Origin of the sequence: Paenibacillus sp. FSL R10-2734 (assembly GCF_037963865.1) — a bacterium.
Taxonomy (GTDB): domain Bacteria; phylum Bacillota; class Bacilli; order Paenibacillales; family Paenibacillaceae; genus Paenibacillus_AQ.
In genome coordinates this window covers 1,750,047-1,769,767 of record NZ_CP150170.1, presented here as the reverse complement: position 1 = coordinate 1,769,767, position 19,721 = coordinate 1,750,047, and the positions used below count along the sequence as shown (strand labels likewise).

At 45.6% G+C, this 19,721-nt stretch carries 18 protein-coding genes and 1 riboswitch; of the genes, 5 read left to right on the top strand and 13 right to left on the bottom strand.

What is annotated here, in order from left to right; all coding sequences use genetic code 11:
* The first annotated feature begins 179 nt into the window (after positions 1-179).
* Entirely contained in the window at positions 180-1,082 is a 903-nt protein-coding gene (locus tag NSS67_RS07870; RefSeq protein ID WP_339319033.1) for a LysR family transcriptional regulator, read from the top strand.
* Between the two features lie 70 nt (positions 1,083-1,152).
* On the top strand, positions 1,153-1,962 hold the full coding sequence (locus tag NSS67_RS07865; RefSeq protein WP_339319032.1) for a histidinol-phosphatase: 810 nt from the start codon (positions 1,153-1,155) through the stop codon (positions 1,960-1,962).
* A 92-nt stretch (positions 1,963-2,054) separates the two neighbouring features.
* On the opposite strand, the gene NSS67_RS07860 is transcribed toward NSS67_RS07865, so the two are convergent.
* The 7 genes from NSS67_RS07860 to NSS67_RS07830 form a co-directional block, all read right to left on the bottom strand.
* Positions 2,055-2,786 (bottom strand): NADPH-dependent oxidoreductase, encoded by a 732-nt coding sequence (locus tag NSS67_RS07860; RefSeq protein ID WP_339320538.1) that lies wholly within the window; start codon positions 2,784-2,786, stop codon positions 2,055-2,057.
* A gap of 503 nt (positions 2,787-3,289) precedes the next feature.
* Positions 3,290-3,832: a GNAT family N-acetyltransferase gene (locus tag NSS67_RS07855; protein WP_339319031.1), complete on the bottom strand. Its 543-nt coding sequence runs from the start codon at positions 3,830-3,832 to the stop codon at positions 3,290-3,292.
* A gap of 34 nt (positions 3,833-3,866) precedes the next feature.
* Positions 3,867-4,811, bottom strand: coding sequence for a metallophosphoesterase (locus tag NSS67_RS07850; protein WP_339319030.1), 945 nt, complete (start codon positions 4,809-4,811; stop codon positions 3,867-3,869).
* A 19-nt stretch (positions 4,812-4,830) separates the two neighbouring features.
* Entirely contained in the window at positions 4,831-5,622 is a 792-nt protein-coding gene (locus NSS67_RS07845; protein ID WP_339319029.1) for a DUF3891 family protein, read from the bottom strand.
* A 188-nt stretch (positions 5,623-5,810) separates the two neighbouring features.
* A complete protein-coding gene (gene sdhB / locus NSS67_RS07840) occupies positions 5,811-6,575 on the bottom strand; it encodes a succinate dehydrogenase iron-sulfur subunit (protein WP_339319028.1) in 765 nt (254 codons plus the stop codon).
* Between the two features lie 75 nt (positions 6,576-6,650).
* On the bottom strand, positions 6,651-8,393 hold the full coding sequence (gene sdhA / locus NSS67_RS07835; RefSeq protein ID WP_339319027.1) for a succinate dehydrogenase flavoprotein subunit: 1,743 nt from the start codon (positions 8,391-8,393) through the stop codon (positions 6,651-6,653).
* 68 nt (positions 8,394-8,461) lie between these two features.
* Positions 8,462-9,127, bottom strand: a complete 666-nt coding sequence (locus tag NSS67_RS07830; RefSeq protein WP_339319026.1) for a succinate dehydrogenase cytochrome b558 subunit — start codon at positions 9,125-9,127, stop codon at positions 8,462-8,464.
* Between the two features lie 403 nt (positions 9,128-9,530).
* Between NSS67_RS07830 and NSS67_RS07825 the strand changes: the two genes are divergently transcribed.
* Positions 9,531-10,433, top strand: a complete 903-nt coding sequence (locus NSS67_RS07825) for a LysR family transcriptional regulator (RefSeq protein ID WP_339319025.1) — start codon at positions 9,531-9,533, stop codon at positions 10,431-10,433.
* A 71-nt stretch (positions 10,434-10,504) separates the two neighbouring features.
* On the opposite strand, the gene NSS67_RS07820 is transcribed toward NSS67_RS07825, so the two are convergent.
* Both NSS67_RS07820 and NSS67_RS07815 read right to left on the bottom strand, forming a co-directional pair.
* Positions 10,505-11,173, bottom strand: coding sequence for a TrkA family potassium uptake protein (locus NSS67_RS07820; protein ID WP_339319024.1), 669 nt, complete (start codon positions 11,171-11,173; stop codon positions 10,505-10,507).
* Between the two features lie 13 nt (positions 11,174-11,186).
* Complete coding sequence (locus tag NSS67_RS07815; RefSeq protein WP_339320537.1) at positions 11,187-12,482, bottom strand: TrkH family potassium uptake protein; 1,296 nt, start codon at positions 12,480-12,482, stop codon at positions 11,187-11,189.
* Between the two features lie 136 nt (positions 12,483-12,618).
* Positions 12,619-12,798, bottom strand: a riboswitch (cyclic di-AMP (ydaO/yuaA leader).
* A 314-nt stretch (positions 12,799-13,112) separates the two neighbouring features.
* Between NSS67_RS07815 and NSS67_RS07810 the strand changes: the two genes are divergently transcribed.
* On the top strand, positions 13,113-14,801 hold the full coding sequence (locus NSS67_RS07810) for a CPBP family intramembrane glutamic endopeptidase (RefSeq protein WP_339319023.1): 1,689 nt from the start codon (positions 13,113-13,115) through the stop codon (positions 14,799-14,801).
* A gap of 109 nt (positions 14,802-14,910) precedes the next feature.
* On the opposite strand, the gene uvrC is transcribed toward NSS67_RS07810, so the two are convergent.
* Positions 14,911-16,863: an excinuclease ABC subunit UvrC gene (gene uvrC / locus NSS67_RS07805; RefSeq protein WP_339319022.1), complete on the bottom strand. Its 1,953-nt coding sequence runs from the start codon at positions 16,861-16,863 to the stop codon at positions 14,911-14,913.
* Positions 16,864-16,984: 121 nt separating this feature from the next.
* The gene (gene trxA, locus NSS67_RS07800; protein ID WP_339319021.1) at positions 16,985-17,302 is read right to left on the bottom strand and encodes a thioredoxin; all 318 of its coding nucleotides are present in this window, start codon (positions 17,300-17,302) and stop codon (positions 16,985-16,987) included.
* A 357-nt stretch (positions 17,303-17,659) separates the two neighbouring features.
* Between trxA and NSS67_RS07795 the strand changes: the two genes are divergently transcribed.
* Complete coding sequence (locus NSS67_RS07795; protein WP_143759540.1) at positions 17,660-17,815, top strand: YqzM family protein; 156 nt, start codon at positions 17,660-17,662, stop codon at positions 17,813-17,815.
* A gap of 330 nt (positions 17,816-18,145) precedes the next feature.
* Here the strand turns inward: NSS67_RS07795 and NSS67_RS07790 are convergent, their stop codons facing one another.
* Both NSS67_RS07790 and NSS67_RS07785 read right to left on the bottom strand, forming a co-directional pair.
* On the bottom strand, positions 18,146-19,066 hold the full coding sequence (locus NSS67_RS07790; protein WP_339320536.1) for an IS3 family transposase: 921 nt from the start codon (positions 19,064-19,066) through the stop codon (positions 18,146-18,148).
* Between the two features lie 11 nt (positions 19,067-19,077).
* Positions 19,078-19,398: a helix-turn-helix domain-containing protein gene (locus NSS67_RS07785; RefSeq protein WP_339319020.1), complete on the bottom strand. Its 321-nt coding sequence runs from the start codon at positions 19,396-19,398 to the stop codon at positions 19,078-19,080.
* Between the last annotated feature and the right edge of the window lie 323 nt (positions 19,399-19,721).

The window sequence follows — 19,721 nt, the reverse complement described above, 5'->3', positions numbered from 1 at the left end:
TATATATCGGCATAATTCAGCAAAAATTAATGTACATGTCGAAATCAAACCCAAGTTTGTTTATGCCTCAACATTGCTCTGTCGGGTATTATCTCCTATAATTTAAATCAAATGCCAACATGGAACGTAAGAAATTATCAAAACCACATTCTTATCCGATTGTCCAAAGGAGGTATTCTATGAACATCAGCCAGCTGGATACACTTATAACGATCTCCAAAACGATGAGCTTTCGCAAAGCCGGAGAACTGCTTAATTTGACCCAGCCAGCGGTTTCAGCACAAATCAAGAGCCTTGAAGAAGAGTTCAAGACACAGTTGGTTGACCGAAATCAGCCTGTTACGTTAACTGATAAAGGAAAAGTATTTCTGGAGCATGCGGAACAAATTGTGACGATTGTTGAGGAACTTAAGGAAAGACTTATGGATCTTGAAGATAATCCCCAAGGCCATATCATTCTCGGTACAACGACCTCTATCGCCATTCAGATTTTACCGCGTATTTTGTCCTATTTTAAAGACCAGTTCCCTCATATCAAAACATCCATTTCTTCAATGTCCTCGTCTCAAATTTATCAACATGTCGAGAACGGAATCGTCGATGTAGGCATTGGCTATTTAATCGGACGTAGTCCGAGCATGACAACTTCCATTCTGTATTATGATACGTTCGAGTTGGTGGTCTCACCTAGACACCCCTTAGCTCAAGTGAAAACCGCAGGTATAGAAGCCCTAGGCAAAATCCCGCTAATTCTGCTCTCACCGGATACAGTGGGCCGTAAATTTGCTGATGAGGTATTCGCCAAGCATGGCATTCAACCACATGTAATTATGGAACTGACCAGCAGCGAGGAAGTGAAACGGATGGTAGAGCTCGATTTGGGCGCAGCCATTATTTCCAAGCAGTCAGTGACCGCTGAGGTTCGAGCGGGTTCCCTCAAAATTGTGCCTATTATTGAATTAGAAGTCACGCATCCTGTAGGAGTCATAACAAAGTCTGGGAAATACGTGAACTCTGCCATGAGACAGTTTCTTAGTGACCTCAAAGGTATGCCAGAGACACAATTTATTGGGTCTGAGTAAAATACACCCGCAAAGTAGAATCTATACTTCTGAGCTTATTGCATAACCTTGTTTAAAGGAGCTGTTCTTGATGAAATTTGACCTGCATACACATCATTTCCGCTGTGGCCATGCCGACGGAACGATTAGAGATTATATCGAGGCTGGGATTTCGGCAGGTCTAGGGGCGATAGGCATTTCTGACCATACCCCATATTTCGGGAGCCCTTCCGAGCAAGCTTTTCCTCAAATCGCTATGGCTAAGTCTGAATTTTCAAATTATGTTGAGGAAGTCCTTTCCCTCAAAAAAGAATACGAAGGTGTAATCGACGTTCTGCTAGGCATCGAATCAGACTACTTCCCTGAGCATGCCGAGCTATACCGTAAGATATTATCCGCCTACCCTTTTGATTATGTGATTGGATCGGTACATAGTGTCGGTGGCGTTAGCATCTTTAACAAGGGTCGCTGGAAAGGGCTTAGCAAGAATGAACAGATTCGCGTAAAATCTGATTATTACCGATTGATTGCAGATTCCGCCCGCAGTGGTATGTTCCAAATTCTCGGGCACATTGATGCGATGAAAGGAAACTACCCGGCCTTTTCTGATATCCCCGCTCCTAAGCCGATTGATGATTGTCTAAAAGTGATCAGTGAATGTGACGTAACGATCGAAATTAATACTTCAGGCGGAACCAAGCTGGTTGGAGGCTGGTATCCATCAGCAGATATACTGGAGCGCGCATTGCATTTTGGCGTTGAGGTTACTTTTGGTTCGGATGCACATAAGCCCTCCCGGATCGCAGAAGATCGGGATGCGGTAGCCGCACAGCTCAAAGAGATAGGTTTTACACATTGGGTTTATTACAAGCAGCGCGAGAAAATTAAAGTTTCTCTGTGATCAAGCATAAACAAATGCACCAAGCGTTATTGGTTTAGGGGTGGGGTTCACCCTCCTTTAAACCAATCTCCGCTTGGTGCATTTTCGTTTATTTATAGGTTATCGCAGGTGAAGCCTTGCTTCTTCAGGGTGCGCTTCGCATCTCCATATTCCGGATTGATATCATAAAAATGAGCAATCGTGCTCGTCCAATCTCTCTCCGTTAATCCCTGCTGCTGCAAAAATTCACGGTGAGTTTGATTATACGCCTTTAGGAGGCCTTCCACATCCGGATTGTATTGTTCCTCATGATATACGGCTTCCATCGGCAGCCGTGGCTTCTGAGTGGCCTCTTCGGCTGGATATCCGACACAGAGCCCGACGATAGGGAATACGTACTCCGGCAGCTTTAACAGATCAATTACGCCTGCTGTATTGCGGCGGACACCCCCAATAGGGATAATCCCAAGGCCCATGGATTCTGCCGCTGCAATCGCGTTAGACAATGAGATACCGACATCTGTAGCTCCAACGAGCAGCGCATCTACATCTTTTACCGCTTCAAAAGCCTTGCCTTCCACTCTACTTGCTACTTTTGCCCTGTAAAAGTCCATACAGAATACCAGAAATACGGGTGCTGCTGCTACATGCTTCTGATTTCCGCACAAAACTGAAAGCTGCTGCTTACGCGCAGGATCTTTGATAGCTATAATAGAAACCTGCTGACCATGAACCCATGAGGGTGCGGCCTGGGCCGCTTCAATCATTGCCTTGAGCTTCTCTGGTTCCACAGGCTGGTCCGAATATTGCCGGAAAGAACGATGATTCTTTAAAGTCTGTACCACTTCATTCAAGATGTTACGCCTCCTTGTTAATTCCATTCTTCGGTGTATTAATCATAAACGATTGGTTGATATACTGCCAAACATAAACGCCTTCGGCGTCCTTATAAGGACGGTAAGTGTTCAAGCCTTCTAAGAAGTCGAGTTCCCTTGGCGCACCTTCAACTGATCCGACAGCTCATCAAAAGCTCGCTAGAACGTAACCACTATCCCCATGCGGACTCCAGTGCCCTTATTTGCACCAAATCCGCTGTTTTCGCATGCTAACCGGACTCCACGGACGTTATTTGCTCAAAACCACTCAAATTTCTCCCTATTTTAGACGAATAACGTCCCTGGAGTCCGTAACTCGCACCAAAAGGTTAAAAATGCACAAATAGGTGCATCTGAGTCCGTTCCAAAAAAAATGGACCCGAATCATCGGGTCCCAAAGCATTTATATTTTTAAAAGGGGGTCATGTACTTAGTTTAACCGGACACTGTTAGAGTTTCATAACGGCATTATTTCATTTGTGTAACAATGTGAATACTTTCATTACATCGTCCAAGGAGCCCACTCTGGGCATCACTCGCTCCAACATCATACCGTTCTTAAGCATCACACGTTCGGATCTAATATTATCTCCTCGGCAGCGTCCTTCAATCCGCGTTATCCCAAGTGTATAAACACTATAATTTAAGAATAAGCCAACCGCCTCTGTCGCCAGTCCGCCTCCCCAATACGCCGGGTCTAGCATATATCCTAAAGTGGCCTTGCCCTCACGTCGATTCCAATGCTGTAAAGCAACAATACCGATCAACTTCTGTTGCTCTTTCAAATAGATACCCGCATGCAGCGCACAAGGATCGAATGCGAATAACATCCGGTTCACCAGCTTCTCTACCTGAGCAGAGTCTGATCCAGCGCCGGTGCGTATTTGAATCTGAGCCTGTACTTCTGGATGGGAGAGCAGCTGCTGCAAAGCAAAAGCATCCTCAGGCAGGATCAGCCTCAGGTCAACCGCCACACCATGTTGCGTCTGGAACAATACTGCCTCATAGGTGCTCATACTCTCTCCCCCTCCATACAGCTAATAGTTTAACCTATTCATCCGATGAATGTTGCAACGTCAGCACCGTTAATTCCGGTCTACAGAGAAAACGAAAAGGCATGACTGTTTCGCCAAAGCCTCTATTCACATACACGGGCATGCGCTTGGCATCTGTATAATACAATCCATTTATGTATTTTTGGGATCCATAAGGGGTAAATGGCGCACCTACAAACGGCATGCGAATTTGTCCACCATGACTGTGCCCGGATAGCTGTAAATGAAATGAATGAGCCTGTGCTGTATCTGCATAATCCGGTTCATGCATCATCAGAACGGTAAAGGTTCCTGCAGGCACGCCACTAAGTGCCTTCACAGGGTCAGGCTCGCCATGCAGCAGATCATCCAGTCCCGTCACAGCCATAACGGCTCCGCCTCTTTTTAGAAGATAGGATTCATTCCTTAGCACCCGGAAGCCAGCAGACTCCAGTAACTCGACAATCCGCTTCGTATTCTTGAAATCATGGTTGCCTAGAACCGCATATTTTCCTAGAGGAGCACTCAGCTCTGCCAATACAGGTACGGAGGCTACAAGATCCTCAGGGTCGCTATCCACGATGTCACCTGTAAAGCATATAAGATCTGGCTCTGCCTTAGCTATACGTTCTGCAAGCCGAGCCAGATCTCGGGCATCCTTATTAAACCCCAAATGAGTATCACTGAAATGGACAACCTTCATGCCTGAAAAAGCGGTAGGAAGATCTTTGAGAGACAGATTCAGTTTAGTTACCTCAATCCAGTTTGGCTCCCCTTGCCAAGCATAACCACTTGTAAGCAAGCCAGCGCCGATTACAGTGGCCACACCCCGAGCCAGGAATTGCCGGCGGGACATTGTTGTCTTGCCCTGAGATCGCCGTCCAGAGGCACTAGAGTGGGTGTCTCTACTCGGATTATTGTTTTCCTTATTGGGAGAAGCCCCAGACGATTGTATCTTCATACGGAGATTCTCCTTTCCTTCAGCTTTCTTTTCGAGCCGTCAGTACAATTCTACATTCTTCTTCCAGCGTATCGCCGTATGCGGGTGCGATGCCTCTCTTAGCAACTTCTGATTTCAGGACTCGTCTCAGCATAAAGGCTACTTCAACCGTCTTCTTAAATGGAAAAGGATCCAGCACTAACGTTGACTTATCTTTCCACTCCACGGTTATCCTACGACCTGACGTAAAACTAAAATCTTCACTGCCAGAGAACCCTTCACGCCACCAAGGATGCTCCTCTGATTTTGGACACCCAGGCTCATTTAAAGCCAAATATAAGGATAGATCATCGCAAAATTCTAATAGGCGGGCATCATAATACAGCTCATCCTCACCGATAGGCTTGGATACTTCCAGTTCTCGGTGAATACGGGATCTACGTTCCTCTTCATGCTCTTGATATAAAGTCAGTTCTGGATAATCCAGTCCCGAAATCTTAATGAGTCGTTCAAAATGCAAGCTGCACAGGAGCGCTCCATACGGTGTCCGCGCCTCGATCTCATCAAGCCCTCGCTTATAAAAGGTCAGCTTCGGCACTACAGGAAAATCAATAAAGCTGTAAGGCGCGTGCTCCGCATCGTTCCAAAAGGGCGTCTCATCCAGATCAATCCAGCCCCGGTCATGTTCTGCCACAGCCCAGAGCACCTCGTCCCGGCGTCCTTCTTCTGGCACATGCTCTTCCTTGAACCAAATGGCGAGCTCTCCAGCTAACTTCCCGTGATCATGCTGTTTAACCATTACAATTGCACCATCATGCTCCCGACAAATCACGATTATTCCTCCCTGTTGTTCCACGCCTAACGTACGTTAACAATGGATATTATAGCATATACAATTCAGTATCCTGAGCTTGACGAATTTCCTGTTACCTACCAATTATAAACAAAAAGGCTATCCCCGGCGAATAAAAATCCACCTTTGAGGATAGCTCAAAATTAAAGATCTGGCGGTACTACTTATTACACACCTAACCAGCGTTTGAACATATGTTTCGTCGTCTGCTTGTTAATTTCTGCAATAGATGTGGTAAGAGGAATCCCCTTCGGACAAGCGCGTACACAGTTCTGTGAGTTACCACAACCATCAATACCGCCATCATCCATTAGAGCGTCCAATCTTTCATCTGCATTCATTTCACCCGTAGGATGGGCGTTGAACAGGCGTACTTGAGAGATAGCTGCAGGTCCGATGAAATCCGTCTTTTCGTTGACATTTGGACAAGCCTCCAAGCACACGCCGCAAGTCATACATTTCGATAATTCATAAGCCCACTGCCGTTTCTTCTCCGGCATCCGTGGTCCCGGTCCAAGATCGTACGTACCGTCGATTGGAATCCAAGCCTTCACTCGTTTAAGCGCATTGAACATCCGTGTACGGTCAATGACTAAGTCACGCACTACCGGAAATGTCTTCATAGGCTCGATACGTACGGGCTGCTCCAGATTGTCTATTAGTGCTGCGCAGGCTTGGCGTGGTTTACCGTTAATCACCATCGAGCAAGCTCCGCATACTTCTTCTAGACAGTTGGAATCCCAGCAGACCGGAACTGTGCTGTCACCTTTGGCATTCACAGGGTTACGCTGAATTTCCATCAATGCACTGATTACATTCATACCTGGACGATAAGGAAGCTCAAATTCCTCAATATAAGATGAGCTTTGCGGTTCGTCCTGGCGGGTAATGATAAATTTTACGTTTTTGGGAGCTGTAGCAGTTTCCGCCATAATGGTTCCCTCCTCAAATTGCCTAATTTTATTTCTTGAAGCTTGCCTCGCAAGCTGTTCAGAAGCTAGTAATTATTAATCCTTCGAATAATCACGTACCCGTGGAGGAATCAGTGAGACATCAACTTCATCATAGGAGATTTGCGGACCATCTGCAGTCCAGGCTGCTTTCGTAGTCTTCAAGAACTCCTCATCATTACGATCCGGGAATTCCGGCTTGTAATGTGCACCGCGGCTCTCATTGCGCATAAGCGCGCCCAGTGTCATCGCTTCGGACAGCTCCAGCATGTTCCATAGCTGACGGGTGAAGGCCACTCCTTGGTTATTCCAGCGCGAGGTATCACTCATATTAATATTGCGATAACGCTCTTTAAGCTCTTTGATTTTGCCAATGGTCGCTTCCAGCTTCGGATTGTGCCGCACAACTGTCATATTGGCAGTCATCCATTCGCCCAGTTCCTTGTGAATCACGTAAGCATTCTCTGTACCTGACATCGCTAGCAGAGACTCATATTTGTCTGTCTGCTTTTTGTGGAAGCTATCGTATACGGATGAAGAGATATCCTGTGATGATTTCTTCAGACCCTTAATGTATTCAACAGCCTTTGGTCCAGCAACCATACCGCCGTAAATGGCAGATACCAAAGAGTTAGCGCCTAGACGATTCGCTCCATGATATTGATATTCACATTCGCCTGCCGCAAAAAGACCAGGAATGTTTGTCATTTGGTTGTAATCAACCCATATACCGCCCATGGAATAGTGCACAGCTGGGAAGATTTTCATCGGTATTTTACGGGGATCATCCCCCATGAATTTTTCGTAAATTTCAATAATCCCGCCAAGCTTCACGTCCAGCTCTTTCGGGTCCTTGTGAGAGAGATCCAAATACACCATGTTCTCGCCGTTAATACCCAGCCCTTGATCCACACATACATTAAAAATCTCACGTGTAGCAATATCGCGCGGTACCAAGTTACCGTAAGACGGATATTTCTCTTCGAGGAAATACCACGGTTTACCGTCTTTATAAGTCCAGATGCGACCACCTTCACCACGTGCCGATTCCGACATCAATCGAAGCTTGTCATCCCCCGGAATAGCCGTTGGGTGAATCTGTATAAATTCTCCGTTGGCATAATGCACGCCTTGCTGGTACACCGCACTAGCGGCTGTACCCGTATTAATTACGGAGTTCGTCGTTTTACCAAAAATAATACCAGGCCCACCGCTAGCCAAAATAACAGCATCCGCAGGAAAAGTCTCAATCTCCATTGTCTTGAGATTCTGGGCGCTGATGCCGCGGCATACGCCTTCGTCGTCGATGATAGCGGATAGGAACTCCCAGTTCTCACGTTTAGTTACGAGACCTTCGGATTCCCAGCGGCGCACTTGCTCATCCAGTGCGTATAGAAGCTGCTGTCCTGTCGTCGCGCCAGCAAAGGCAGTGCGGTGACGCTTCGTTCCGCCGAAACGACGGAAGTCGAGCAGTCCCTCTGGTGTGCGGTTGAACATTACACCCATCCGGTCCATAAGGTGAATGATGCCCGGCGCCGCTTCACACATCGCCTTGACCGGTGGCTGATTCGCCAAGAAGTCACCACCGTAGACGGTGTCGTCGAAATGCTCCCAAGGGGAGTCGCCCTCACCTTTTGTATTTACAGCACCGTTGATGCCGCCTTGCGCACATACGGAGTGTGATCTTTTTACAGGAACTAATGAGAATAAATTGACATGTGCACCGGACTCCGCTGCCTTGATGGTAGCCATCAGACCGGCCAGACCGCCGCCCACGATAATGATATTTGCTGTTGCCATGATAGTTCACTCCCTTTATCGAAAATATCAGAAAGGATTCTAGAATCTAGTCCTGAGAGGTTAATTACTTAGATGAAAGTCTTTATGGACTGAGCTATGGAAGCTGCGGTTTGAAATTCAGCATCACGGAAAGTGACTAGCGAAATGAGGAACATGAACGTTACAAGAACAAAGATACCAAGACAAAGGTAAGAGGATACCCGCTGTGAACGAGGTCCTACAGTGATTCCCCAGCTGATCAAGAAAGACCATAGACCGTTTGAGAAGTGAAAGCATGCAGCAATTATAGCGATAATATACAGCGTCAGCATCAGCGGCTGAGTCACGATATCGTGCATCACGCCACCTAATTCTTCATGCTCTACACTACCAACAGCTACCTGAACCCGAGTCTGGAACAAATGCCACACTATGAAAACAAAAGTTATAATGCCTGAAATGCGTTGCAGTGTATAACGCCAGTTTCTTTCAATGTTGAAACGGTTCAAGTTCGGCTTGGATTGATAGGCAATATACAGTCCGTATACGCCATGGTACAGCAGCGGAAGCCATATACCGAACAATTCCAGGAAGAAGACAAGCGGCAGGCTGTTCAGCCATATCACACTGTCAGTAAAACCGGAAGCGCCACCCTCTACAGCCGCAAAATTCGTCATCATGTGCTCAATGAAGAAAGCTCCAAGCGGGATAACGCCTAGCAAGGAATGAATCTTTCTGGAATAAAATCCTTTCATACAATGTAACCCCTTTCCGATTAAAACAGCGTTTTCATTAATGTGTATTCACCGCCGGAACTACAATCGACACAGGATAACGTAGACTATGTAATGACAAAATGCCTTTATTAACCGCTATCCCTTGGTTTCCCGGACTTTGTTTTCTTTTTCACAAAATGTGAATATCTTGTGTCACTTTTCATGTTACTCCTTTTTCCCTTATAAGGGAATTGCAATCTAATTATTAATCGTTATACAATAAACGCATAAGAATAGATTTTATATGATAATAATTCTCATTTAGATTGACAACATTTTCCGACAAAACTTTTTATTCCCTTCTGGAGCAAGCTGTGTCGTCTTCATCGCTATGAATTTCATCACTACTGTTTATAGATTGCACTACGAGAGGAACATAAATATGTTTGACGATTTAGATGTTTTTGCGGCGGTCGTGGAGCATTCCAGCTTAAATCGGGCCTCACGCCAGCTCAATCTGTCCCAGCCTGCCCTATCTCGCAAAATCTCCAAGCTGGAAGAACGTCTGGGTGTCGCGCTATTTAATCGTTATGGCAAGCGCCTGGAGTTAACCGAGGTTGGGCGTCTCACTTATTCCTACGCACTTGAACAACGGCAGCAGCGCTCTAAATTTCTAGAGGCTCTGTCTAAATACAAAGAAGGCGAGCCAAAGCTGGTCACCTTAGGGGCGTCTCTTACCTCACTGCAGACTACTCTGCCACCTCTTGTCAACGCATATATGGAGAAATACCCTACAGCGGAGCTGAAGCTGATCACGGGCCGAACGCATGAGATTGTCTCCTCTGTTAGTGAAGGAAAATCAGATATCGGTCTGATCGCTTCCTCTATTCAGGAGCCTGGACTGCGCTGCATTTCTCTGTTTGAGGATCAACTTCGATTGGTCGTTTCTGAGCATCATCCTCTGAATCAATCTTCCAAGCTAACCATGGATGATCTGTCCCGACTGCCTATGATCCTCTTCTCCAAAGGCACCTGGTACCGCCGCCTAACGGACGATCTGTTCCAGCGCTGCGGAATTGATCCGGACGTACGTATGGAGATCGACTCCTTCGAAGCCATCGTACGGCTGCTTCCGACGGTCAATGTGGCCGCGTTACTGCCTAAGTCTTATTTGCGTCCGCAGCTACTGAACGGCGGCGGGCTGGTATCTCTGCATATTAAGGAGCTGGAGCAAACCCAACGAACGACCTGCTTGATTTACCGTGACGACGGCAGCCTGAGCACAGCAGCTCGTAGTCTGGTGCAAGTTACAGAAGAGATGTTTCTGACAGAACAAGAGAAGTAATATCTGCATCTGCGTGCAACCTAAATTCAAAAAAAGCCCTCCGTCCCATGATAGGACCGAGGGCTTTACTATTAATCTTTGTTTACAACCTCATTCTCAAATCGATCAATACTTTCATTAGAACCAATGAGTACCATAACATCGCCCTCACTCAAATGATCATGAGCGGTTGGAGCAACAATAATTCCACTATCTCTGTTTAGGGCAACAATACTGCAGCCATATTTCGCTCTTGTATTTAAATCTGACAAGCTTTTCCCGTTCATGCAGGACGGAACCGTTAGCTCGACGATCTTATAATCCTTGGACAGTTCAATATAATCCAGCAAATTGGGTGTCACGAGCTGATGCGCCACACGAATTCCCATATCCCGCTCGGGAAAAATAACCCGGTCTACGCCCAGCCTGGACAACGCACGACCATGAAGGATCGAGATCGCCTTGGCTACTACATACTTAACTCCAACCTCTTTTAACAAAATTGCCGCCAGAATACTGCGCTCCATATTGTCGCCAATCGCTACAATCCCACAGTCAAAGTTCCGTACGCCAAGCGAGCGCATAATCTCCTCATCTGTAGCATCTGCCACTACCGCATGAGTCAGGTGATCGCTCATTTCCTCCACGCGCTCTTCATGATGATCAATACCGAGCACCTCGTAGCCCATTTCCATCAGCTCAAGTGCAAGGCTTGAACCAAAGCGGCCTAAGCCGATTACTACAAATTGCTGTGCTTTCATTTCGGATTAACTCCTATCCAATAATTATTTTACCTTCTGGATGCTTATACAATGGTTTACCCTGTTTAGGTCCAAGCGCATACACTAATGTTAATGGACCTAGCCGACCCGCGAACATCGTCAGACAGATCAGAATCTTACCGATGATAGACAGTTCAGGTGTCAGCCCCATACTTAGTCCCACCGTAGCAAAGGCTGAGGTCGTCTCGAATAGTATTGCTAAGAAATTACTATCCTCTGTTGTGGACAGTAACATCGACACAGAGAGGACCAATAGTAACGCCAGTAAAGTTAACGTCAACGCTTTATAGATACGCTCCTGCGCCAATCGATAACGGAACAGCACAACATCTTCACGCCCGCGCAGCATCGCTATTACTGCACCAATCATTATCGTAAAGGTTGTAGTCTTGATCCCGCCACCCGTTGATCCCGGAGATGCACCAATAAACATAAGAATAACCATAAAAAACTGTGAGGCTTGCCGCAGTCCGGCAATATCCACTGTGTTGGCACCAGCGGTTCGGGGCGATACAGACTGAAAGAATGCCGATAATATTTTGCCGCCGAAATTTAGATTACCCAGTGTGCGCTGATTCGTAAATTCAAATATAAAAATAACCAAAGCGCCGATAAGAATAAGCCCTGCAGTGGAAGAGAGTACAACTTTGCTATGCAAAGATAATTTACGTTTTACACGAAACTCCACCAGATCAGACATGACAATAAAACCGATACCGCCGGAGACAATCAGAAACATCACCACGATATTCACAAGCGGGTCATATACATAATCGGTTAAACTCCGGAAATCTCCAAAAATATCAAATCCAGCGTTATTAAACATGGATACCGCATGAAATATCCCAAAATAAATGGCTTTTCCTAGGGGCATATCAAATGCCCAGCGTATCGACAGAAGTACCGCTGCACAGCCTTCAATGACCAAAGAATAAATGAGTACTCTCCGGATCAATCGAACAATTCCCTCCATAGAACCTTGGTTCATTGCTTCCTGTAGGATCAGTCTGTCCCGCAAGGAGATTTTGCGTTTCATCATCATGGCAAATAAGGTGGCCATTGTCATAAAACCTAAGCCGCCCACCTGGATAAGCACCATAATTACGGTTTTCCCAAAAATGGTGAATGTCGTCCCGGTGTCCAGCACCACAAGTCCTGTCACACAGGTGGCCGATGTTGCAGTAAACAACGCATCAATAAAACTAACAGCATTCCCGCTGGTACTCGAAATGGGAAGCATTAGCAGCAAGGCTCCAATCAGAATGATCGATGCAAAACCAAGCACCATAATCTGAGGCGGAGAGAGCTTCAGGAACTTTGATTCAGAAACCCTGCGAAACTGTGAAGCCACTACGCTCACCCTCTTATCAAAATTTAAAGAATTCCAACAAAAAAAGCACTGGAAAACCAATGCTACCCTTGGTTCCTGCAGTAAATTAGCCTACGAGGTTAGCTGACGGATTCGGACTGTGCAGGCTGCCCTATTCGTTCCTAGAACGAAATTCACCCCTGATGAATAAAGACAACGCCTATGGCGTATACTCATCTTTTCATTACTTCTTATGGTTCCCCCGTTTTCACCTGAAATTCGGCTATATACAATTGCATACAAATTATATATGTTATTTCGATAAATCACAAAGACACTATTAATGGTGATTCATATGAAAAATGCGGTTTGGAGAGGATGTACCACTAAGAGTGCCTTTTCTCATCACTTTTCCGTGTTTTCCCTGCAATTGCATCGATTTTCATGAAAAACGAAGAAATAATCACCTTAAATTCATGGTATATATTCAGCTACCTATTCTATAATATCTCTATTACCCATAAAAAGAATATACGATGATTTTTGTAACTATCATGGCACTAATACTATAATGGTACATAACATTGTCAGTTTACAAGGAGGCGTTACATGAATCCCGTTGGCCAGCCCTTACAGCAACGTGCCCTCTCCAAGAGGCTCATCATCTCGGGCATTATCGGTCTTATTCTATTTATTATGTTTCAAATTGCTCCCTCGGTGCTAAATAGCCCTGCCGGGGAAGATACTACTGTCATCAGTAAGGCGGAAGCCCGCGACAAAGCCATATCATTCGCAGAACAAAAGCTGAACTACACCAAAGCACCAACCGATCAGTGGAATGTACTGTACGATACGGACTCTTCCTTTTATGGTTATATGTCCCGCGAGAAGCTTTTGGAGGACTATACAAAAAAGAAATTGGATCAACGATATCCTTTTGACATCTTTCGTGTAACACTTAGTCCTTCAGCGGAACAAGAGCCACTGATCTCCGTTGACCTCAATATGTATACTGGCGCAGTAGTCGCCTTCACACAAGGTGCAGAAGGATCGGCTGCAGGCTTACCAAGCAATGTATCCACTAGCGCAAAAGAAGAGGACAAGGGTACTGCTTTGTCTCTAGCACAAAAAGAAAATCTTGCCCGTCCCTGGCTTCAGGAATGGAATGTGAATCCCGCCAAGCTGCAAATTGAATCCAATAATACGGGAAACCACGGGCTCGTGTATACAGATCGTTCCGTTCAGATCGGCGAATCCTTGCTACACTATTATTTCGATTTCAATGGTGAGCAGGTATCCAGCTTTAAAGCCGGATTCTCAGCTCCAGCCTGGCATACCTCCTACGTGAAGGATCAGACCTCTCTTGCGGAAAAGCTTACTATGTTCGGCTATGGCCTGCCTACACTAGCTGTAGGAGTTCTGGCACTCATCTACAGCATACTTAGAAGGGAGCATACCTCCTTTAAGCGTGGAGTATTCCTAAGCTCGGCTTATTTTGTAATCATGATGATCAGCACCTATAATATGCTACCTGAATCCACAGGTGAAGGGCTTGAGGCTCAGATAACCTCCTTCATTATGTTCATCATTTATGCCTTGTATAGCCTGCTAATGTCCTCCCTGCTCTATTTCTCCCTAGTTGGAGGCGACGGCCTATGGAAAAAGGAAGAAGGAATGAACCCTTGGCCACGCGCCAAAGAGCCAGGCTACGGAAAGTATGTGCTGGATAGTATCCGTGCCGGATACATCTGGGCATTCGTACTGCTAGGGGTGCAGACCCTTATGTTCATCATATTATCATTTACCTTGAACAACTGGTCTACTACTGACGCTACCCAATCTCCTTACAACATGAGATATGCTTGGCTGCTGCCCATCGTCGCATGGCTCGCTGGTTTATCCGAGGAAGCCATTTATCGCTTTTTCGGAATCCCCGTGTTGAAAAAGGTATTCCGGAGCACGTTCATCGCATGCCTGATCACTACGCTGGTCTGGGCATTTGGCCATACGTTATATCCGATCTATCCCATCAGCACCCGTCCCATTGAGCTGACCGTGATCGGGCTGCTCTTCAGCTATATTTTCCTTCGTTACGGCTTTATTGCCGTCATGTTCAGTCATGTCGTGTTTGACAGCATTCTGATGGGTGCTACGCTGATCTTTATGAAAGAGAGCGTGAATGTAGGGGCAGGTATCTTTGCGATTATCATGCCGTTCATAGTTGGCTATATCGTCTATCGATTTAACCCACCGCAGAAACCAGAACTTAAGCCGGTTGAACCGACATCTGTAAGTTAAAGAAGTAACGGGTGGATACCCGATGATGATACAAAAAAGGTGTCACAGCAGAACCCTGCTATGACACCTTTTTAATTTGCTTATACAGCTTTCTTTCATTCCTAATGCTCTAAGTCGATGGCTCTTCATCCTTGAGCGCCTCAAGAATTTGACTAGCCAGCTTTTCTCCTATAGAAAGTGATCGGAAATCCTCTATAGAGGCTTCTTTAATTTTCTTGAGCGATCCAAAATGCTTAAGCAGCGCCTTGCGTCGCTTCTCACCTATACCAGGTATGGAGTCCAGCTTAGAGGTAACCATGGACTTCCCACGCTGTTCACGGTGGAAGGTAATAGCGAACCTATGCACCTCATCCTGAATCCGTTGTAACAGGTAAAATTCCTGACTGTCCCGAGCCAGCGTGACAGGTTCTGGCGGATCACCAACCAAAAGTTGAGCCGTCTTATGTTTATCATCCTTGACGAGACCACAGACTGGAATGAACAATCCCAGCTCATTCTCCAGAATATCAATGGCAGAAGATATCTGTCCTTTACCGCCATCGACCACAATAAGATCCGGCATCGGAAGATTCTCTTTCAGTACCCGCTCATACCGCCGCCGAATGACCTCGCGCATCGTTCCATAATCATCCGCACCCACTACTGTACGAACCTTATATTTACGATACTCTTTTCGCGCGGGCTTGCCATCAATGAAGACAACCATTGCAGAAACCGGATTGGTCCCCTGAATGTTCGAGTTATCGAACGCCTCGATGCGGCTCAAACGTTCAAGCCCCAAGCTCTCGCCTAAGCTGATTGCAGCTCCAGAGGTACGCTCTTCATCCCGTTCAATCAGTCGGAACTTCTCGTCGATAGCGACTCGTGCATTTTGACAAGCCATACCAACCATCTGCTTCTTGAGACCACGCTGTGGCACCAGCACCTTGATGCCGAGCCATTCCTGTAAAATAGACGCACCACCAGTTGCATCAACGACGCCTGCTTCTGATGCTTCCGCAGCTGCGATTTCACGTGCCTCAGCTTCTTCAGCCGATTCAGGGGTATCATCCCCTTTTTGTAAATCATCTTCGGCTGGAGCAGCAATGACAATCTGCTGCTTAGCTTCTTTATCAGCTACAGCTTCCTCATCAAGCACATCCGGCAGCAGAATCTCCTGCGGCAGAGCCGGATTATCACTGTAATACTGGGTCACATAAGACATAAAGTCACTATAAGCTTCCCCATAGAACGGAAAGACGGAGGAATGTCGCTGGATCATCTTCCCTTGTCTCATGTACAGAATCTGTACACACATCCATCCCTTATCTACCGCATAACCAAATACGTCACGATCCTTCGTATCCGTGGTGTTAATCTTCTGCTTTTCCATCAACGCATCAATATGGATAATTTGATCCCGCAATTCCTTCGCCCGTTCAAAATACAATTCCTCAGCAGCTTCCTGCATCTTCTGCTGCAAATCCTTCTTAACCGCCTCATGGCCTCCACCAAGAAAAGCAGCGATTTCTTGTGTAATTCGCTCATACTCGGATTTCTGCACTTCCTTTTCACACGGTGCTAAGCACTGGCCCATGTGATAGTAAAGACAGACCTCCTTCGGCATCACACCACATTTACGGAGTGGATACATACGGTCGAGAAGCTTTTTCGTTTGCTGTGCTGCATAACCATTAGGATAAGGTCCAAAATATTTTGCTTTATCTTTAATCACCCGACGTGTAACTTCAAGGCGCGGGTGAGCTTCATTCGTTATTTTTATATAAGGAAATGTCTTGTCGTCCTTCAGAAGAACGTTATAACGCGGCATATGCTTCTTAATCAGATTGCACTCGAGAATGAGCGCTTCCATGTTGCTGGACGTAACAATATATTCGAAATCAGCAATGTTAGCGACAAGCCGCTGAGTCTTACCATTATGACTTCCTGTAAAATAAGAGCGAACCCGATTCTTAAGTACCTTCGCCTTACCCACATAAATAATGGTGCCTTCTTGATTCTTCATCAGATAGCACCCGGGCAAGTCAGGTAATAAAGCTAGTTTGTTACGGATGTTGTCCAAAATGATCCCCTCCAGCTAAATTGGACCCATGATTAGTTGGCATTCAGCACACAAAACGCCTCCGGAATGAACCGAAGGCGCTGAGTGGCAGGGCCGAGGCCCGAACAGTAGCATTTAACAATTATTGATGTTTAGCTACGATATTTTTCAGGGATTCTTTGGAGTTCAATCCCACAACTTTATCTACCGGTTGACCATCTTTGAAGAAGATCAGGGTTGGGATACTCATAACTCCAAAACGGGAAGCCGTTTCCGGATTCTCATCCACATTCAATTTTGCAATTTTTACGCTGTCTCCCAGTTCTGTGGACAATTCGTCCAAGATTGGAGCAATCATCTTACAAGGACCACACCAAGGAGCCCAGAAGTCTACTACTACAGTACCTTGACCTTCCACTTCGTTACTAAAGGTTTGGTCAGACACGTTCACGATAGCCATGATATTGTTCCTCCTCTAAAGTTTTACGAAGCAATACTCAATTCCAAGCCAAAGCTTAGTTTATGGAAGCTGCTCCGAAAATATAAGTTAATAAATTGTTTCATGTAATATGATAACCAAATTACCACTTACCGACACATTTCCAGTATAACATATCTTTGAGGGATATGTGAAATATCACGTGCAATTATATTGCTTTCAAGCTAATTTTTTTATATTACTCTTTCCTTTACATTCTCCCTTGCCTTTCGGTATACTTAAAGAAAGCGCATTAAATGTCAATGACTTATTTCATAATAGTCAACTTAATTTGCATCTTAACTATACAGGCATTGTCCCTGTAAGGAGGCAGAAACTATGGATGTCAACGCGCAAGCACGGGACCCACGAGAACATATCAACGAAGAACCCCGCAATGATCTAGGCGATTTAATGAATGGATTTTTCGGAATGACCGCATTTATGACTGTTGTCTTTTTCGGCATGGTTATCATTAAGTTCATTTCGGAGTAAGGGAATCATCGCGTAATAAAAGAGGCTGTCTCAAAAGTAGTGAATGCTACTTATGGGACAGCCTCTTCTTTTACGTAAATGCAAGGCTTGATCAAAGGTGTAAGCGGCACGATGTGTCTTAAAGAAGCTACTCGTTTGATGGTTGCCTAAGCAGTAACGATCCCCGTTGATACAGTTGATGCACGGTGAATAAACCTGCAAAAGTACATCTTTTAAGGATACGCGGAGGAGTGGAGTATAAATTCCTGCAAATCCGGCTAGACCCCCTTAATCCGGAGTCCTGTCCACCAAAAATACTGCAGACGTAGAATTACTCTTTCTTTCGAGCAATTACATCGCTCTATGAAATGCTGAAGAATCCTCTAGTGTTTTAACCCACGCTGAAAACACGGCTGGAGGTTTCGATTTTAAACTACCGTGCATTTTTCGGTTATTGTAGAAATCCATGTACTGGTCAAGCGATTCATAGGCCTCTTCAAATGTCCTAAAGTCCCTTATACGGAACAGATCGCGTTCCATCAAACTATGGAAAGACTCAATGTAGGCATTCATATTTGGTGTCCTTGGGGGTATGCGCTCATGGATAATATCTAGGCTCTCGCACATATCTCCAAATAGTTTACTGGTGAATTGAGGGCCGTTATCTGTACGAATCGTAGGTATCTCTTCACCTGCTGTTATCCGACTCTGAAGGGCGTAACAAAGCGTCTGAACGGCGTGCTTAGCTTCACAAGCGGGCCCTCTGTACTGTTTGACAACAACGCGATCAAACACATCAATGATACTGAGCACAAAAAAGAAACGCTCCAAACCACTGACGTAGCCGTACTTAATATCCATTTGCCAGAGTTGATTAGAGCTTGTAACGATACGGTTTCTCGGCAGTCTACGCGGATGTGACTGGACTCGCTGGCGTGGTTTTTGAAGAATGCCTAGCTCGTCACATAACCGGTAAGACTTCTTTTTATTTAGTTTCACGTTGTATTTATCCTGAATACATTTTGCGAGAAGTTTGTAGCCGTAAACATACTCTTCACCTTCAATCAGTTCAAGAAGCCATTGATTTATCTGTTCGTCGCATATGCGTTCGCCCTCATACGTATAAGAGTATCCGGGCACTGGACGGCCACGTCGGCCTCTTGTAGGGCGTTCAGATGGTGCAACATTCGCTCTTTTTTTGCGGTCATAATAGGTGGATTCCGAAATGCCTAAGATGCGCAGAACCACTGCTACTGGTTCTCCCCGCTTAATAAATGGTTCTGCTACTTCGAGTTTTTCAGATAAGCGGGGGCTTGCTTTTTTAGCAGTTCTCGTAAGATTTCAAGCTCGAGTTCCCTCTCCCCGAGCACCTTAACCGCCTTTTCGTACCGCTGTTCGACCTCTTGCAGCCGTTGTAGCTCCTGGAGGTGCTCGTCAGCAAACGGAATCTCTTCAGCAGGGATGAAGTCACGATGATCTCTTATCCAACTACGAATGGTTTCAGGATGGATGTCATACATGCGAGCCAATACCCCCACCTTAATACCAGCCAACGCTTCTTTAACGATGTTAAGCTGCGTTTCTTTATTCAACCTTTTTCCCATACTGGATCACTCCTTTAACTTAAGTTTAGATTATTGGGTGTAAAGACTCCAGTTTAATTAGGGGGCCTAGGAGAATCAGCAGTTATTTCTTCTCCTGAAGAAGCTTTCGAGTCATAAACAAAGAGATTCCTGCACATTTGCAGGCTTTGGACTTCATGAAGCAGATATCCGCTTAAAAAGCTGTACATTTGCAGGCTTCTCAATTCCAGCGAGAGTTACGCACCGGAAAGGACGAATGAAAGGGGATAAGATTTCATATTCTGGGATGTGAGCCGTAGGCACATGGAAGTTTTTTGTGAGAAATTAGGGAAAATCTCCCTGAT

Coding starts and splice junctions, on each gene's coding strand:
- NSS67_RS07850 (WP_339319030.1), bottom strand. CDS start 4,811: ATGAAGATACAATCGTCTGGGGCTTCTCCCAATAAGGAAAACAATAAT.
- NSS67_RS07830 (WP_339319026.1), bottom strand. CDS start 9,127: ATGAAAGGATTTTATTCCAGAAAGATTCATTCCTTGCTAGGCGTTATC.
- NSS67_RS07865 (WP_339319032.1), top strand. CDS start 1,153: ATGAAATTTGACCTGCATACACATCATTTCCGCTGTGGCCATGCCGAC.
- NSS67_RS07795 (WP_143759540.1), top strand. CDS start 17,660: ATGGATGTCAACGCGCAAGCACGGGACCCACGAGAACATATCAACGAA.
- NSS67_RS07785 (WP_339319020.1), bottom strand. CDS start 19,398: ATGGGAAAAAGGTTGAATAAAGAAACGCAGCTTAACATCGTTAAAGAA.
- NSS67_RS07870 (WP_339319033.1), top strand. CDS start 180: ATGAACATCAGCCAGCTGGATACACTTATAACGATCTCCAAAACGATG.
- NSS67_RS07810 (WP_339319023.1), top strand. CDS start 13,113: ATGAATCCCGTTGGCCAGCCCTTACAGCAACGTGCCCTCTCCAAGAGG.
- NSS67_RS07855 (WP_339319031.1), bottom strand. CDS start 3,832: ATGAGCACCTATGAGGCAGTATTGTTCCAGACGCAACATGGTGTGGCG.
- sdhA (WP_339319027.1), bottom strand. CDS start 8,393: ATGGCAACAGCAAATATCATTATCGTGGGCGGCGGTCTGGCCGGTCTG.
- NSS67_RS07825 (WP_339319025.1), top strand. CDS start 9,531: ATGTTTGACGATTTAGATGTTTTTGCGGCGGTCGTGGAGCATTCCAGC.
- NSS67_RS07815 (WP_339320537.1), bottom strand. CDS start 12,482: ATGGTGCTTGGTTTTGCATCGATCATTCTGATTGGAGCCTTGCTGCTA.
- sdhB (WP_339319028.1), bottom strand. CDS start 6,575: ATGGCGGAAACTGCTACAGCTCCCAAAAACGTAAAATTTATCATTACC.
- trxA (WP_339319021.1), bottom strand. CDS start 17,302: ATGGCTATCGTGAACGTGTCTGACCAAACCTTTAGTAACGAAGTGGAA.
- NSS67_RS07820 (WP_339319024.1), bottom strand. CDS start 11,173: ATGAAAGCACAGCAATTTGTAGTAATCGGCTTAGGCCGCTTTGGTTCA.